The sequence below is a fragment of the Natronospirillum sp. genome (assembly GCF_022565775.1).
In the GTDB taxonomy this organism is placed as follows: Bacteria; Pseudomonadota; Gammaproteobacteria; order Pseudomonadales; family Natronospirillaceae; genus Natronospirillum.
This window is the reverse complement of record NZ_JAIUMC010000034.1, coordinates 1-14,034: the sequence shown is the minus strand read 5'-3', so window position 1 is coordinate 14,034 and position 14,034 is coordinate 1. Positions and strand designations below refer to the sequence as shown.

The window sequence follows — 14,034 nt, the reverse complement described above, 5'->3', positions numbered from 1 at the left end:
CTCCATGGCGCAGACAGAATCCACTCGCTGTCCACATTGCCGCACTGCTTTTCGGGTCACTGCCGAACAACTCGTGGCCGCGCGCGGTGCTGTGCGTTGCGGAAGCTGCCTGAAAGTATTCAATGCGCGAGAACATCTGGTATCGGAGCAGCAACCAGTTTCCGCCAGTCGTCGACCCGCCAAAGCATCATCCAAGGGCACACCCGTTCACTTCAAGCAGGCACCTGAGCCGTCAGAAACGTCAGGCCGATTTGCGGCCGATGAAGACGATGATCTCCTGTTTGGTGCCGACGATGAAGAAAACGATGAACTGGTTTTCATGGATGATGAGGAAGAACCGGAGGCTGAAGATCTCGACATGGAGAGCGACAGCGAGCTTGAGTTCAGTGATTCCTTTCTCGAGCTGGATGAACCTTCCCCTGGCAAACCCGGCAATGCGGCCAACGAGCTTAATGTATCGCAGAATGCCGCTGCGGACGACAGTTGGGCGCTCGACATGCTGGCCGATCTGGAGCAGGAAGAAAAAGCTCGACAGCCCAGCCATCATCAGGACATGCGGCTGGATGACCGCCCCCCTGAGCGCAGCAAGACTGCAGGCACGCCCAGGCGCAGCAGCGCTGCCCGAGATGCCGAACACCGCCAACTCAATGCAGCGCTGGCACAGCAGGAACTCGATGAACTGTCGGCAGGCAATGCCCGCCCAGCGACAGAAAGCCGCGGACGCTGGGTTGCTCTGTCTGTGGGCATTCTCCTCGTGCTGGCCCTGCAACTGCTCTGGTGGGAGCGCGACCAGCTCAATCAGCAGGCCGTCCTCTCTCCGATCTATGCCCAGGCCTGCCAATGGCTGCCCTGCGGGCTGCCGGAAGCCGGGCCTGATGCGGGGGCCATCAGGCCGCTGAGCTCCGTGCTTCGGCCGCTTCCTGACGGACGTATGCGACTGGATGCGGTGTTTGTCAATCGCAGTGAGCGGGCCGCACCCTTCCCCGTGTTGCGACTGAGTATTCAGGACTCGCAGGGCAACACAGTGGCCGATGGTCTCTTTGCACCAGAAGACTATGTGGCGGGTGAACTGCAGCCCGGAGACATGATGCCTTCAGGGCGTCCGGTCAGCATCAGCATCAACATCAACCAGCCGGTAGAGGATCTGAATAATTTCCGGTTGACATTTCACTACTGAGCGCACCGCTCAGCCCCGCTTCGCTTGGTTTTCACGATACCCCGTAAATTGGCTCTCAGCGCTTTTCTAACGCCGGCGGAATCAGTATCATACGGCGCCCGTGCTGACCACAAAATGACCAGAACCCGTGTTGAAGATTGGCCCGCATCAGATTCAGCCTGCGCTTGCCCTGGCCCCCATGGCTGGCGTTACCGACCGCACCTTCCGGCACTTGTGCCGGCGCTTGGGTGCCGGTCTGGCGGTATCCGAAATGGTAACGGCCGATACACGTCTCTGGAACACAGCCAAGTCTCGTTTGCGCCTGCCGCACGCTGATGATCAGGCTCCGGTAAGTGTGCAGATCGTCGGCACCGAGCCAGCTCAACTGGCCGAGGCGGCAAAACGCAATGCTGATCTAGGTGCCGACATCATCGACATCAATATGGGCTGCCCGGCAAAGAAGGTGTGCAGTAAAGCAGCCGGGTCAGCATTGTTGCGAGATGAGCGACTGGTCGGCGATATTCTCGCGGCTGTCGTTAACGCCGTGACGGTGCCGGTGACGCTGAAAATCCGCACGGGATGGTCTGCGGAAGAGCGTAATGGCGTGGCCATAGCACGCATCGCAGAAGCCTCCGGGATTGAGGCACTGGCAGTGCACGGGCGAACCCGAGCCTGTCGGTTCAAGCCGACCGTGGAGTACGACACGATACGCGACATCTGCCGGGCAGTTCGCCTGCCCGTGCTGGCCAATGGCGACATTGTCGACGGGCCTAGTGCGCAACGGGTGCTGGAGTACACCGGAGCGGATGGCCTGATGATTGGCCGTGCCGCTCAGGGCAACCCCTGGATCTTTCGCGAGGTCGCGCATTATCTGGCCACGGGAGCGTCGCCAGAGCCGCCCGATCTGGCGGAGCAGCAGGCCGTGCTGCTGGAACACCTTGAAGGCCTTTACAGCCTTTACGGAAACTGGTCAGGCGTGCGCATTGCACGCAAACATGTGGGCTGGTACCTACAGGCCCAGCCGGACGGTCAGACCGTCCGACAGCAATTCAACCGTCTGGACAACCCGGACTCGCAACGCCAACTGATACGCGCCTATTTCACGCGGGTATCCGCACAACAGGAAAGTGACGAAGCAGCATGAGTATGAATTCAATTGAGGTATCCATGACACACTCCACTCCGAGCGGTGAAGAACAGCACTCTGCCACGCTGCGCGACAGTGTTGAGACGGCCATGAACAATTATTTCCAGAACCTGGATGGTCAGGATGTCAATGATGTATACCAGATGGTGATGTCGGAAGTGGAAGCACCGATGCTGGAAGTCGTGATGCGCTACACCCGGGACAATCAAACCCGTGCCTCCCAGATACTCGGACTTAACCGGGGCACCCTGCGCAAGAAGCTGAAGCAATACGGTCTGCTCTGACCCACTACTGACAGGACTGACTATGCAAGCCACGGTAGCACTCAAGCGCGCCCTTATCAGCGTGTCCGACAAGACCGGTATTGTTGATTTCGCCGCAGCACTGCACGAACGCGGCGTGGAACTGCTGTCCACAGGGGGCACCTACCGACTCCTGCGGGAGCGTGACCTGCCGGTCACCGAAGTATCCGAGCATACGGGCTTCCCCGAAATGATGGACGGGCGAGTCAAGACCCTGCACCCCACCATACATGGTGGCATTCTGGGGCGCCGCGGTCAGGATGACGACGTCATGACCGAACATGGTATTGCCCCCATCGACCTGGTGGTGGTCAACCTCTACCCGTTTGCCGAAGCGACAGCCCGGCCGGATTGCGACCTCGCGACTGCCATCGAGAATATCGATATCGGCGGCCCGACCATGGTACGCAGTGCGGCCAAGAATCACGCCTGGGTTTCCATTGTGGTGGATACCGGCGATTACGAGCAGGTACTGGAAGAGACCGATCGGCTGGGAGGCGTTACCCAGAAGACCCGGTTTGATCTCGCGCTCAAGGCGTTCGAGCATACGGCTCGATACGACGGCATGATCGCACAGTATCTGGGCAGCATAGATCAGAACGCTGAAAAGCTGAGCACCCGTGACCGGACCCTGTTTCCCCGGACGTGGAACCAGCAGTGGCTGCATGCCCAGGCATTGCGCTACGGCGAAAACCCGCACCAGGCCGCCGCCTTCTATATCGACCCGGCCAACCGTGAAGCCTCTGTGGCCACTGCGGAGCAACTGCAGGGCAAGGCGCTGTCGTTCAACAATATTGCCGACACCGATGCGGCTCTCGAATGCGTCAAAACGTTCGAGGAACCGGCCTGTGTTATCGTCAAGCATGCCAACCCCTGTGGTGTTGCTACCGGTGACACCATTCTTGATGCCTATCAGCGGGCTTTCAAGACAGACCCCACCTCGGCTTTTGGCGGCATCATAGCCTTCAACCGGCCGCTTGAAGCGGCAACTGCTCAGGCCATCATCGACCAGCAGTTTGTCGAAGTCATTATCGCGCCCATGATCAGCGACAGCGCCCGGGATGCGGTCAAGGTGAAGCCTAATGTCCGCCTGCTGGCCTGCGGAGACTGGGACCAGCCTGCGCCCGCTTTCGACTACAAAAAAGTGACGGGCGGCCTGCTGATCCAGCAGAGTGATCAGGGCCGGGTAACCGCTGAAGACCTGAAAGTAGTGACCCGTCGCCAGCCCACTGAACAGGAAATGAGTGACCTGCGCTTTGCCTGGTCGGTGTGCAAGTTTGTGAAATCAAATGCCATTATTTACGCTCGGGATGGTATGACCATCGGTGTGGGTGCCGGTCAGATGAGTCGCGTCTACAGTGCCCGCATCGCCGGCATCAAGGCCGCCGATCAAGCTCTGGAAGTCACCGGCTCCGTAATGGCCTCCGACGCCTTCTTCCCTTTCCGTGACGGGCTTGAACAGGCCGCCGAGGCAGGCATACGCGCGGTGATTCAGCCGGGTGGTTCAATGCGCGATGACGAAGTCATTGCCGCCGCTGACGAGCATGACATTGCCATGGTCTTCACCGGCATGCGGCACTTCCGGCACTGAAAGCGCGCGCTCTGCGGGGCGCAGAACAACTGACAACAGGGAAACGACAATGAATATTCTGGTGATTGGCAGTGGTGGTCGCGAACACGCGCTGGCGTGGAAGGCGGCTCAGTCTCCGCTCGCCGACCGGGTTTTCGTGGCTCCGGGCAATGCCGGCACCGCGCTGGAACCGACTCTGGAGAATGTGGTCCTGGACATCAGTGACCACCCTGCCCTGATCCGTTTTGCCCGGGAGAACGACGTTGGCCTGACCATTGTTGGCCCCGAAGCACCCCTGGTGGCCGGAGTCGTGGATGATTTTCGCCACGCCGGCCTGACCATTTTCGGACCGGACCGGGCTGCTGCAGAGCTGGAAGGCTCCAAAGCATTCACCAAGAATTTTCTTGCTCGTCATGCCATTCCTTCGGCGTTCTATGGTGTTTTCACCGAGGTAGCGCCCGCGCTGGACTACATTCGGGAGAAGGGTGCACCCATCGTGGTCAAGGCAGATGGCCTGGCCGCAGGCAAAGGGGTCATTCTGGCCGAGACTGAAGCGCAAGCCGAAGCGGCCGTGCACGACATGCTGGCCGGCAACCGCTTTGGCGCAGCCGGTGCCCGCGTCGTCATTGAAGAGTTTCTGCAGGGCGAAGAAGCCAGTTTTATCGTCATGGTGGACGGCGACCATGTACTGCCCATGGCCACGTCACAGGACCACAAGGCCGCCCTGGATGGCGACACCGGGCCCAATACCGGGGGCATGGGCGCCTACTCACCCGCCCCAGTGGTCACCGAGGCGCTGACCGAACGGGTCATGAAAGAAGTGATCTGGCCAACCGTGCACGGCATGAAAGCAGAGGGCCGTCCGTATACCGGCTTTCTCTACGCGGGCCTGATGATTGCTGCTGACGGCACGCCCAATGTCCTGGAATACAACTGCCGCTTTGGTGACCCGGAAACCCAGCCCATCATGCTGCGCATGGAATCCGATCTGGTCGCACACTGCCTGGCGGCCTGCAATGGCACACTGGACCGGGAACAGGCTGCCTGGTCAACCCAATCAGCTCTGGGTGTGGTGATGGCTGCTGGCGGCTATCCGGACCAGTACCGCAAGGGCGATACCATTTCCGGCCTGACAAAGGCCGCGGAGCAGGCTGGCAAGGTATTTCATGCCGGTACCGCGCTGTCGTCCGACAGCCAGGTAGTCACCAGTGGCGGTCGAGTGCTGTGCTGCACCGCACTGGGCGACACGGTCAGCGAAGCCAAAGACCGCGCCTATGCTCAGGTTGAATGCATCCGCTGGGCGGACTGCTACTATCGGACCGACATCGGTCATCGCGCGATTGCCCGCGAGGCAGACTGAGCCATGCGCCGGCTGACTCACCTGTGGCTGGTGCTACTGGTGATGGCGAGCGGCGCCCATGCCGAGTCTCGCCTGCAGGCAGAGCGCCAGGACCTGCTGCTGCACGCTCGGGTTCTGGTCGACAGCCAGGCCGAGATCAGCCACCCGGAACAACTTCTTGAAGCCGAATGGCAGCAGCGCATGGTGCCCATGCATCGCAGCCCGTGGCGCCAGTCCGATGTCGATGGACCCGTCTGGGTCCAGATTGACATAGCAGCACCTGCAAGTCGCTCTGTCAGCCGCATGCTTCTCACCCTCTCTTCACCCGCCCTGATCGGACAGGTGCGGATATGGGATGCAGACCTGGAAGAGCAGACACTGGAGCTCTTTCCGCATCTCTATGGCCAATCCCTGCCCGTGCAGCTTGACTCCAGACAGAACCAACGCTGGTTTCTGCGCCTCGATGATCCCAGCCCTCCGCTCCTGCTGGCACACCTGGAGCCCGCCAATGATGTTGTACGACGGTCTCTGATCGTCGGAGCCTGGCTGTTTGGACTGTCCGGCAGCGGCCTGCTGGCCGCCGGCAGTCTCGCCACGCTGCAGTATCGCCGGCATCGTCGCAGTGAACGCGCCGGAACAGATATCCGCTGGTTGCTCTGGCCCGCCTATCTCGTGCTGATTGTGGTATTCGGGCTCAGCTACTATCTTGGCCTGCCGGTCCTGCTGAGCCAGGCCGGTGTGCCCCTGCCATCCTGGGCTCTGCAGTGGAACAGCAGCCTGTCAGGCATGAGTATCGGGATGGCAACCGTACTGCTGGCACTCATTTGGTGGAAACGAGGTCTCGATCACCCGGCGCGCAGACACCTGGCCTGGCTGATGCTCCCGGCAGCGCTGGCCGTGGGCCATACCCTGGGCGCCTGGCCCTTTCTGCTGATCCTCTTCGGGCTCTGCCTGTGCCGCCTGTCGGGGCTGGGTGTCAGGCGCAATGATGTGCATTCTCTGCCCACCGTGGGGGCGATCCTGTCGCTGCTGTTCTGGCTGGCCGTTGAAGCGCTGCAGGCCAGTTCTCTGGCCCTAACCGGGTTGATTGAACTGATAATTCCACCCGCTCTGCTGGCCCTGCATGCCCTGTTCGTTTACCAGAGCTACTTTGCCCGCTACCGGGCGCGCCCGATACTGACGGCGCGCAGCAACCCGGTGCAGGCCATGGGCAATCAATATACCGAAGTGCTGTTGCGCAAACTGAACCATGACCTGCGATCGCCCATCCACGGTGTGCTCGGCATGACCAATCTGCTCAGCGAGACGCCGCTCAATCGCGATCAGCAGGAGTATGTCACCACCACGCACAATGCCGGAATTCAGATGCTCAATCTGGCCGACGAGATGAGAGCTCTGACGCGCATCAGCCAGGACAACATCCAGGTACGCCCGGGAGAGGTTGAGCTGAACAGCTTCCTGCATGAAGTGGTCAATCCCTTTGCCCGCCTGGCCAGTCAGAAATCGGTAGAAGTCGTCACGGAAGTGCTGTCCAATGTACCGTCTGAAGTGCGTATTGATGGTGAGCTGGTGTCACAGGTTTTGCGTATCGTGCTGGACAACAGCGTCAAGTTTACCGAGGAAGGCGTGATCGAAGTGGCTATCCGCCGCGAAGGACAACGCCGCCTGCGCCTGCGGGTCGACGATACCGGCCGTGGCATCCCTGAGCAGGATGTGCGTCGGCTGTTCGAGTTTCAGGCTGTCAGCCCGGAAGATGGCAACCAGCAGGAGGTCAGGCTCGGGCTGCCAGTTGCCAATGCACTGGTGCGCGCACTGGGCGGACAGATCGGCATCAGCCGCACAGCCGGGCGCGGCACCAGTGTGTGGATCAGCCTGCCGTTCGAGCCGGTCACCAAGGTAGAATCGGAAGACAGAAAAGATGAACTGCAGCCACTGCACCAGCACCTGACCCAACAGAAGGTGCTGGTGGTGGATGACCACCTGGCCTCGCGCAAGGTTCTGGAAGACCAGACCCGCAATTGGGGCATGCTGCCGGAGCTGGCTTCGAGCGGCAAGGAAGCTCTGGCGATTCTGCAGAGCCACATGTACTTTCATCAGCCGTTCGACTGGGTGATTATCGACTATCGAATGCCTGAAATGAACGGCCTTGAGCTGCTGGAAAAAATACGTGCAACGGATGGCCTCAAAAACCTGCGGGTGATTGTCATGACGGGGATTGATCTGCACTATGTCGAGCAGGCCGCACAGGATCTTGGTGCCATCGCGGTACTGGCCAAGCCGGTCAATCCGCGCAAGCTGATGCGTCTGTTGCAGGAGGAGGACCGATGAGTCGTCGCCATACCTTTTTTGACCACTGCCTAATGAACCTGGATACGGCGGTGCGCAGCGTCATGCCTGGCGTTATCAGCAGCCGTGTCGACACACCGGGGGCAGAGTTGCCGGAAGCGGAGCTCACCGATTCGGAGCGACGCCATGCGGCCGGACTGATGCGGGTCAATCATACCGGCGAGGTCTGTGCACAGGCGCTCTACGCCGGTCAGGCCAGCACGGCCAGACTGGGCGAAGTGCGCGCGCAGATGGAAGAGGCTGCCGCCGAAGAGCGTGATCATCTGGCCTGGTGCGAAACCCGGCTGCGCGCCCTGCACAGCCGGCCCAGCCTGCTGAACCCACTGTTCTACGGCATGTCCTTCACCTTGGGTGCCACCGCTGGAGCCCTGGGTGACCGCTGGTCGTTGGGCTTTGTTGCCGCCACCGAGGATCAAGTGAGCCAGCATCTGGCGGCGCACCTGCAACGCCTGCCGGAACAGGACAGGCGCAGCCGCGCCGTAGTGGCCCGGATGCTGGAGGATGAACAACGCCACGCCGAGCATGCGCGCGACGCGGGTGGCTTGCCTTTTCCCGAACCGGTAAGACAGGGCATGACGTTGATGTCAAAAGTCATGACCGAGACAACCTACCGGCTCTGACACCGGATGAAACCCGTCTATACCGTAACCAGATTGTCCCGGTGAATCAGTTCGGGCTCACTGATATAGCCCAGAATGCTCTCTATCTCGGCAGACGCTCTGCCCTGGATAAGCCGGGCCTCCGCAACGCTGTAGTTGCACAGGCCGCGTGCCACCAGGCGCCCGGTGTGATCCAGGCAGTCGACGACATCACCGCGCTGAAAACGACCTGCTGCTTCAATGACTCCGACGGGCAACAGGCTTTTGCCCTGCTCGCGAATAGCCCGAACCGCTCCGTTATCCAGTCGAATCGATCCCTTGGCCTGCAGATGCCCTGCCAGCCACTGCTTGCGCGCTGCCAGGGGGGCAGTATCCGGCAGCAGGCGTGAACCCAGTGCTTCACCGGCGCGCAGTCTGCTGAGCACCCCGCTCTCCCGGCCACCGGCAATCAAGGTAACGGCGCCACTGCGCGCCGCCAGTCTGGCTGCCCGCACCTTGGTAACCATACCTCCGCGGCCCAGGGCACCGCCTTCAGAGGCCACATCCAGCAGCCTGGGATCATCTGCTCTGGCCTCAGCAATCAGTGTTGCCTTGGGGTCGTGACGCGGGTCTGCATCAAAAATACCGGTCTGGTCGGTCAGAATCACCAGGGCATCGGCTTCCACCAGATTGGCCACAAGCGCCGCCAGGGTGTCGTTGTCACCGAAGCGGATCTCGTCGGTCACCACAGTGTCATTTTCATTGATGATGGGCAGCACATCCAGTTGCAGCAGCGTGCGCAGTGTCGAGCGGGCGTTCAGATAGCGCTGCCGGTCGGCCAGGTCCGCATTGGTGAGCAGAATCTGGGCACTGTGTATATCGTGCGCCTGGAAGCAGGTCTGGTAATGGCCGACCAGTCGACTCTGGCCGACGGCGGCAGCCGCCTGCAGCAGCTCCAGTTCATGCGGACGCGCCGTCCAGCCAAGCTGGTGCATGCCGGCTGCAACTGCCCCGGAAGACACCAGAACCACTTCCAGGCCACTGTCACGCAGACGAGCAATCTGTTCTGCCCAGTCGGCGATGCGCGCCTGGTCAATCCCGGTGCCATTATTGGTCAGCAGCGAACTGCCGATCTTGACGACCCAACGCTGGCTGTCTGCAAGGTTGTGGCTTACCGCGCTCTCAGTATGGAGCATGCTCGATCTCTACCTCATGATCGTCATCGTCATCATCTTCGTCGTCCTGTGAAGCGTCACGACGCGCGCGGCGCTGGGCCGCCAGAGCCGCAATACGCTCTCTGCCCTCTTCTTCAATTTGCCGGCGCAGAGCTTCATCCGCTTCGGCGGCCTCCGGTTCGGCAGCCAGGCGCTCCCGTGTCTCGGTCAGATCGCGCGCTGCAGCCTGAACCAGTTGCTGTATACCGTCGCCGCTCAAGGCCGACACGGCGTATACCGGCCCGGACCAGTGCAGCGCCGACACCACTCGGTCGACAGCGGCCTGACGCTCGTCTTCCGGAATCAGGTCCAGCTTGTTGAGCACCAGCCATCGGGGACGCTCCATCAGAGCCGGGCTGAACTTCTCCAGCTCTTCCAGAATGACCCGGGCATTGTCTTCGGGTGTGCTGTCATCCAGTGGCATCATGTCAACCAGATGGAACAGCAGCCGAGTGCGCACCAGATGCTTGAGAAAACGGATGCCCAGACCGGCCCCTTCGGCAGCACCGGCAATCAGCCCGGGGATATCCGCCACGACGAAAGACTGCTGGGCATCCACCCGCACCACACCCAGGTTCGGCATCAGCGTGGTGAACGGATAATCTGCTACCTTGGGGCGGGCTGCTGATATGGCTCGGATCAGTGTCGACTTGCCGGCATTGGGCAGCCCGAGCAGCCCCACATCAGCCAGCACCTTCAATTCCAGTCGCAGGTTACGGGTTTCGCCCAGCGAGCCTTTGGTAAACTGCCTCGGCGCCCTGTTGACGCTGGATTTGAAACGCGTGTTGCCAAGGCCGTGAAAGCCGCCCTGGGCTATCTTGACCTGCTGACCATGCTCGGTGAGATCGGCCAGGATTTCATCCGTGTCAATGTCCCGGATGGTGGTACCGACCGGCACGCTGAGCACCAGCTCTTCACCCTTGCGGCCCGTCATGTCGCGGCCCTTGCCAGGCTCACCATTGGGCGCCTTGAAGCTGCGCTGATACTGATATTCGATCAGGGTGTTGAGGTTCTCGTCGGCGGCAAACCAGATAGACGCTCCGTCACCACCGTCGCCCCCATTGGGCCCGCCCTTGGCAATGAATTTTTCCCGCCGGAAACTGACACAGCCATCGCCGCCCTTGCCGGCCTGGACATAAAGAGTGGCTTCATCAACGAATTTCATGTTCTATCCAGTTGTTTCGGTTTCCGGTACGAAAAAAGCCCTGTTACGGTCGCAACAGGGCTCTCTTGGAAGAGGCTGCCTGTCTGTCGGCAGCCTGATCGGGTCAGAAACCGCTTCAGGCAGCGACGATGCTGACTGTCTTGCGGCTTTTTGGACCCTTGGTCTCAAACTTCACAACACCGTCTGACAGTGCAAACAGTGTGTGGTCCTTGCCGACACCTACATTGGAGCCCGCATGGAAGTGGGTACCACGCTGGCGAATGATGATGGAACCGGAGGATACGGTCTGACCACCGAATGCTTTCACACCCAGACGCTTGGACTGGGAATCGCGACCGTTACGTGTACTGCCGCCTGCTTTTTTGTGAGCCATGATTCTACTCCGTCAATTAAGCCTTGATACCGGTGATCTTGACCTGGGTGAACCACTGACGGTGCCCCATGGTCTTCATATGATGCTTCCGGCGCTTGAACTTGATGATGCGCACCTTGGGGTGCCGGCCCTGAGCAACCACTTCAGCGGTTACCTTGGCGCCCTTGACGACCGGTTCACCGATCTTCACATCATCGCCATTGCCAACCAGCAGCACATCATCAAACGTGATCTTGCTGCCCGTTTCTGATTCGATTTTTTCCAGCTTCAGCAACTGGCCTTCCTGAACGCGGTACTGCTTACCGCCGGATTTGATTACAGCGTACATGATACTCTCATTATCTGACTGTGGTAATAGATGACAGAATCGCTTCTTCCCGGTTCTAAAGGCAACGCCTACGCTGCGGCACCCTATGGCGGAGGATTCCTGCCCCACGACGGACATGTCCATCAGGGGCGCGCAATTGTAGCCAAAGGCACCGACACTCGCAACCCTGACTTTGCTTGACAGGACTCAGGCCCGCTCTTAGCATCAACGCCTGTTTTTCAGCCCTCAAAGACTTTCATGCAGATCACTGACATCAACCGGGTGGTGGAAGACGAGTTTCGCGCCGTCAATGAAGAGATCGCACGTGAACTGTCTTCCGATGTGCCGCTGGTCGAGCACATCGCCGAGTATATTGTATCCAGCGGGGGCAAACGCCTGCGGCCGCTGGTCACCCTGCTGACCGGGCAGATGCTGGGCTATCGCGAGCCGCCGCTGATCACCCTGGCGGCCATCATAGAGTTTCTGCATACCGCCACCCTGCTGCATGATGACGTGGTCGACACCTCCGACATGCGCCGCGGCAGGCCAACCGCCAACAACAAATGGGGCAATGCGCCCTCTGTGCTGGTGGGTGACTTTCTCTATTCACGCGCCTTCCAGATGATGGTGCGCATCGGCAACATGCCGGTGATGCAGACTTTGGCCGACGCGACCAATGTGATTGCCGAAGGTGAGGTGCTGCAACTGGTCAATGTGCGCAACCCTGACCTGTCGATCGACAACTACAATCTGGTTATTCGCGGCAAAACAGCCATGCTTTTTGCTGCTGCGGCGCAGAGCGCTGCCTGCCTGGCAACCACTGATACCAAACTGCAGGCTGCTGCCCGCACTTACGGCATCGAACTGGGCATGGCCTTCCAGATCCAGGACGACATTCTGGATTACAGTGGTGATACTGCGGAACTGGGCAAGAACGCCGGTGATGACCTGGCGGAAGGCAAGGTGACTCTGCCTCTTATTCGCACCTTGCAGACCTGCCCGAAGGCAGATCGGCAGACCATCCGGCAGATCATTCGCGACGGGGGAACCGATGACCCTGGTCCGGTACTGACCTTGGTGCAGAACAGTGGCGCCCTGCCCTATTGTCGCGACAGAGCATTGCAACACAGCCAGCGGGCTATTGCGGCACTTGACGTTTTTCCTGCCGGGCCGGGGCGCGATGCGTTGGCCGGATTGGCCGATCTGGCAGTCAACCGGGTCAGTTAGACTGCACTGCTGATTCACGCTGCTGAATCTTGCGCAGAGCCGCCTTGATGCCCTGGCGCCAGCCGCGCTGGCGGATGCCGAAAGTGAAAAAGAGGTGGTCGGTCGCAAGCACCGACTGCCGGGCCTCTTCGGCCCGGTTCTGCAATTCACTGCTTTCGATGGGCGTTACCTGTATCTCGCTGGCCATACCGGCCTGCACCGCTTGGCTGACGATGGTGCGGGCAAAATCATAGCGTGTGGTGGCGCCTCGGTCACAGTAGTGATAAGTGCCCCAGAGCTCGGGGTCCGTGTTGCAATCAACCTGCCGCAACATGGCGATCACCACCAACGCCAGATGTCCTGCCCAGGTGGGACAACTGATCTGATCATTCACACCCTTGATGGGCTGCCCCGCCACGGCCCGTTCCAGGGTGCGCACAAAGAAATTGTTGCCCTCTTCACTGAACACCCAACTGGTGCGCAGTATCAGATGACGCGGGCAGTATTCCCGCACCGCCTCTTCCCCTTCGTACTTGCTGTTGCCATACACATTGCGCGGATTGGGCTTATCCGTTTCGGCATAGGGCTGAGGCTGCATGCCGTCAAACACATAATCGGTCGACAGATAGAAAAACGCTGCACCCTGCTCGGCACAGGCACGCGCCAGCACCGCAGCACCATCGCGATTGATCGCGTAACAGCGCGTGGCATCACCCTGCGCTACCGCCACATCGGAAAAGGCGGCAGCATTGATGACATAGTCCGGCTTTTCCTGCGCCAGCACAGCCGCAACAGCCCCGGCATCGGTAATGTCCAATTGGGCCCGGGTCAGGCCGACCGGCACCAGCCCCGCCTCTGTCAGAACCCGCATCAGGGCACGCCCTACCTGGCCGCCAGCACCGGTTATCAACACTCTCATCCGCTCTCAAGACTCCTGCAATCTGGATTCGGGTCGACGGTTGTCCGCAACACTGACCACCCCGTTCACGGGGCAGAGACCCTCAAATAAGACTATACTGCGGTACAGGCTCGGGCGCACTGTGCAACTGCCGCTGCGAATGCACTTACTCTAGCCGAAACAGGGCCCACACTGAAAGCAGGAAGACCGTTCAATGCGCAAACGTCGCCGCACATCAGCCTTCAAGCGCCTCGGCCTGGTGCTGGTGTGGCTGGGTGCCATCGCGTTGCTGATCCCCGCTGCTGAGGGCTGGATCCGTCCGTCCATGATTCTGCTGCCTCTTGGGGTAACCTTGTATACCATTGGCTGGATAAGAGACTAGTGTCCTGCACGGTTAATATAGATATGTAATCATGATATGGTGTAGGTCCAT

14 protein-coding genes are annotated in these 14,034 nt (G+C 60.2%); 9 read left to right on the top strand and 5 right to left on the bottom strand.

Features of this window, described 5'->3' with window-relative positions; all coding sequences use genetic code 11:
- Positions 1-4: 4 nt before the first annotated feature.
- The 7 genes from LAT62_RS08425 to coq7 all read left to right on the top strand — a co-directional run bounded on the left by LAT62_RS08425 (position 5) and on the right by coq7 (position 8,480).
- Positions 5-1,177 (top strand): DUF3426 domain-containing protein, encoded by a 1,173-nt coding sequence (locus tag LAT62_RS08425; protein ID WP_293381920.1) that lies wholly within the window; start codon positions 5-7, stop codon positions 1,175-1,177.
- A gap of 127 nt (positions 1,178-1,304) precedes the next feature.
- Complete coding sequence (gene dusB / locus LAT62_RS08420; protein ID WP_293381917.1) at positions 1,305-2,300, top strand: tRNA dihydrouridine synthase DusB; 996 nt, start codon at positions 1,305-1,307, stop codon at positions 2,298-2,300.
- Between the two features lie 23 nt (positions 2,301-2,323).
- On the top strand, positions 2,324-2,587 hold the full coding sequence (gene fis / locus LAT62_RS08415; RefSeq protein ID WP_367120546.1) for a DNA-binding transcriptional regulator Fis: 264 nt from the start codon (positions 2,324-2,326) through the stop codon (positions 2,585-2,587).
- 22 nt (positions 2,588-2,609) lie between these two features.
- A complete protein-coding gene (gene purH, locus LAT62_RS08410) occupies positions 2,610-4,196 on the top strand; it encodes a bifunctional phosphoribosylaminoimidazolecarboxamide formyltransferase/IMP cyclohydrolase (RefSeq protein ID WP_293381911.1) in 1,587 nt (528 codons plus the stop codon).
- Positions 4,197-4,245: 49 nt separating this feature from the next.
- Positions 4,246-5,535: a phosphoribosylamine--glycine ligase gene (gene purD / locus LAT62_RS08405; RefSeq protein ID WP_293381908.1), complete on the top strand. Its 1,290-nt coding sequence runs from the start codon at positions 4,246-4,248 to the stop codon at positions 5,533-5,535.
- A gap of 3 nt (positions 5,536-5,538) precedes the next feature.
- Positions 5,539-7,842: an ATP-binding protein gene (locus LAT62_RS08400; protein WP_293381905.1), complete on the top strand. Its 2,304-nt coding sequence runs from the start codon at positions 5,539-5,541 to the stop codon at positions 7,840-7,842.
- Positions 7,839-8,480, top strand: a complete 642-nt coding sequence (gene coq7, locus LAT62_RS08395) for a 2-polyprenyl-3-methyl-6-methoxy-1,4-benzoquinone monooxygenase (RefSeq protein ID WP_293381902.1) — start codon at positions 7,839-7,841, stop codon at positions 8,478-8,480. The genes LAT62_RS08400 and coq7 overlap by 4 nt, the downstream gene beginning before the upstream one ends.
- A gap of 17 nt (positions 8,481-8,497) precedes the next feature.
- Here coq7 and proB read toward each other — a convergent pair whose 3' ends face one another.
- The 4 genes from proB to rplU form a co-directional block, all read right to left on the bottom strand.
- Positions 8,498-9,634 (bottom strand): glutamate 5-kinase, encoded by a 1,137-nt coding sequence (gene proB / locus LAT62_RS08390; protein ID WP_293381899.1) that lies wholly within the window; start codon positions 9,632-9,634, stop codon positions 8,498-8,500.
- Positions 9,621-10,817 carry an Obg family GTPase CgtA gene (gene cgtA, locus LAT62_RS08385; protein WP_293381896.1) on the bottom strand — a complete coding sequence of 399 codons (1,197 nt, stop codon included), beginning with the start codon at positions 10,815-10,817 and terminating at the stop codon, positions 9,621-9,623. The genes proB and cgtA overlap by 14 nt, the downstream gene beginning before the upstream one ends.
- 115 nt (positions 10,818-10,932) lie before the next feature.
- Complete coding sequence (gene rpmA / locus LAT62_RS08380; RefSeq protein WP_293381893.1) at positions 10,933-11,190, bottom strand: 50S ribosomal protein L27; 258 nt, start codon at positions 11,188-11,190, stop codon at positions 10,933-10,935.
- Positions 11,191-11,206: 16 nt separating this feature from the next.
- Positions 11,207-11,518 (bottom strand): 50S ribosomal protein L21, encoded by a 312-nt coding sequence (gene rplU / locus LAT62_RS08375; protein ID WP_293381890.1) that lies wholly within the window; start codon positions 11,516-11,518, stop codon positions 11,207-11,209.
- A gap of 237 nt (positions 11,519-11,755) precedes the next feature.
- Here rplU and LAT62_RS08370 point away from each other — a divergent pair, with 237 nt between their 5' ends.
- Positions 11,756-12,724, top strand: a complete 969-nt coding sequence (locus LAT62_RS08370; protein ID WP_293381887.1) for a polyprenyl synthetase family protein — start codon at positions 11,756-11,758, stop codon at positions 12,722-12,724.
- Here the strand turns inward: LAT62_RS08370 and rfbD are convergent.
- The gene (gene rfbD, locus LAT62_RS08365) at positions 12,717-13,622 is read right to left on the bottom strand and encodes a dTDP-4-dehydrorhamnose reductase (protein WP_293381884.1); all 906 of its coding nucleotides are present in this window, start codon (positions 13,620-13,622) and stop codon (positions 12,717-12,719) included. The two genes, LAT62_RS08370 and rfbD, sit on opposite strands and share 8 nt — an antisense overlap.
- Positions 13,623-13,815: 193 nt before the next feature.
- On the opposite strand from rfbD, the gene LAT62_RS08360 reads away from it, so the two are divergent.
- Positions 13,816-13,983: a hypothetical protein gene (locus LAT62_RS08360; protein WP_293381881.1), complete on the top strand. Its 168-nt coding sequence runs from the start codon at positions 13,816-13,818 to the stop codon at positions 13,981-13,983.
- Positions 13,984-14,034 lie beyond the last annotated feature (51 nt).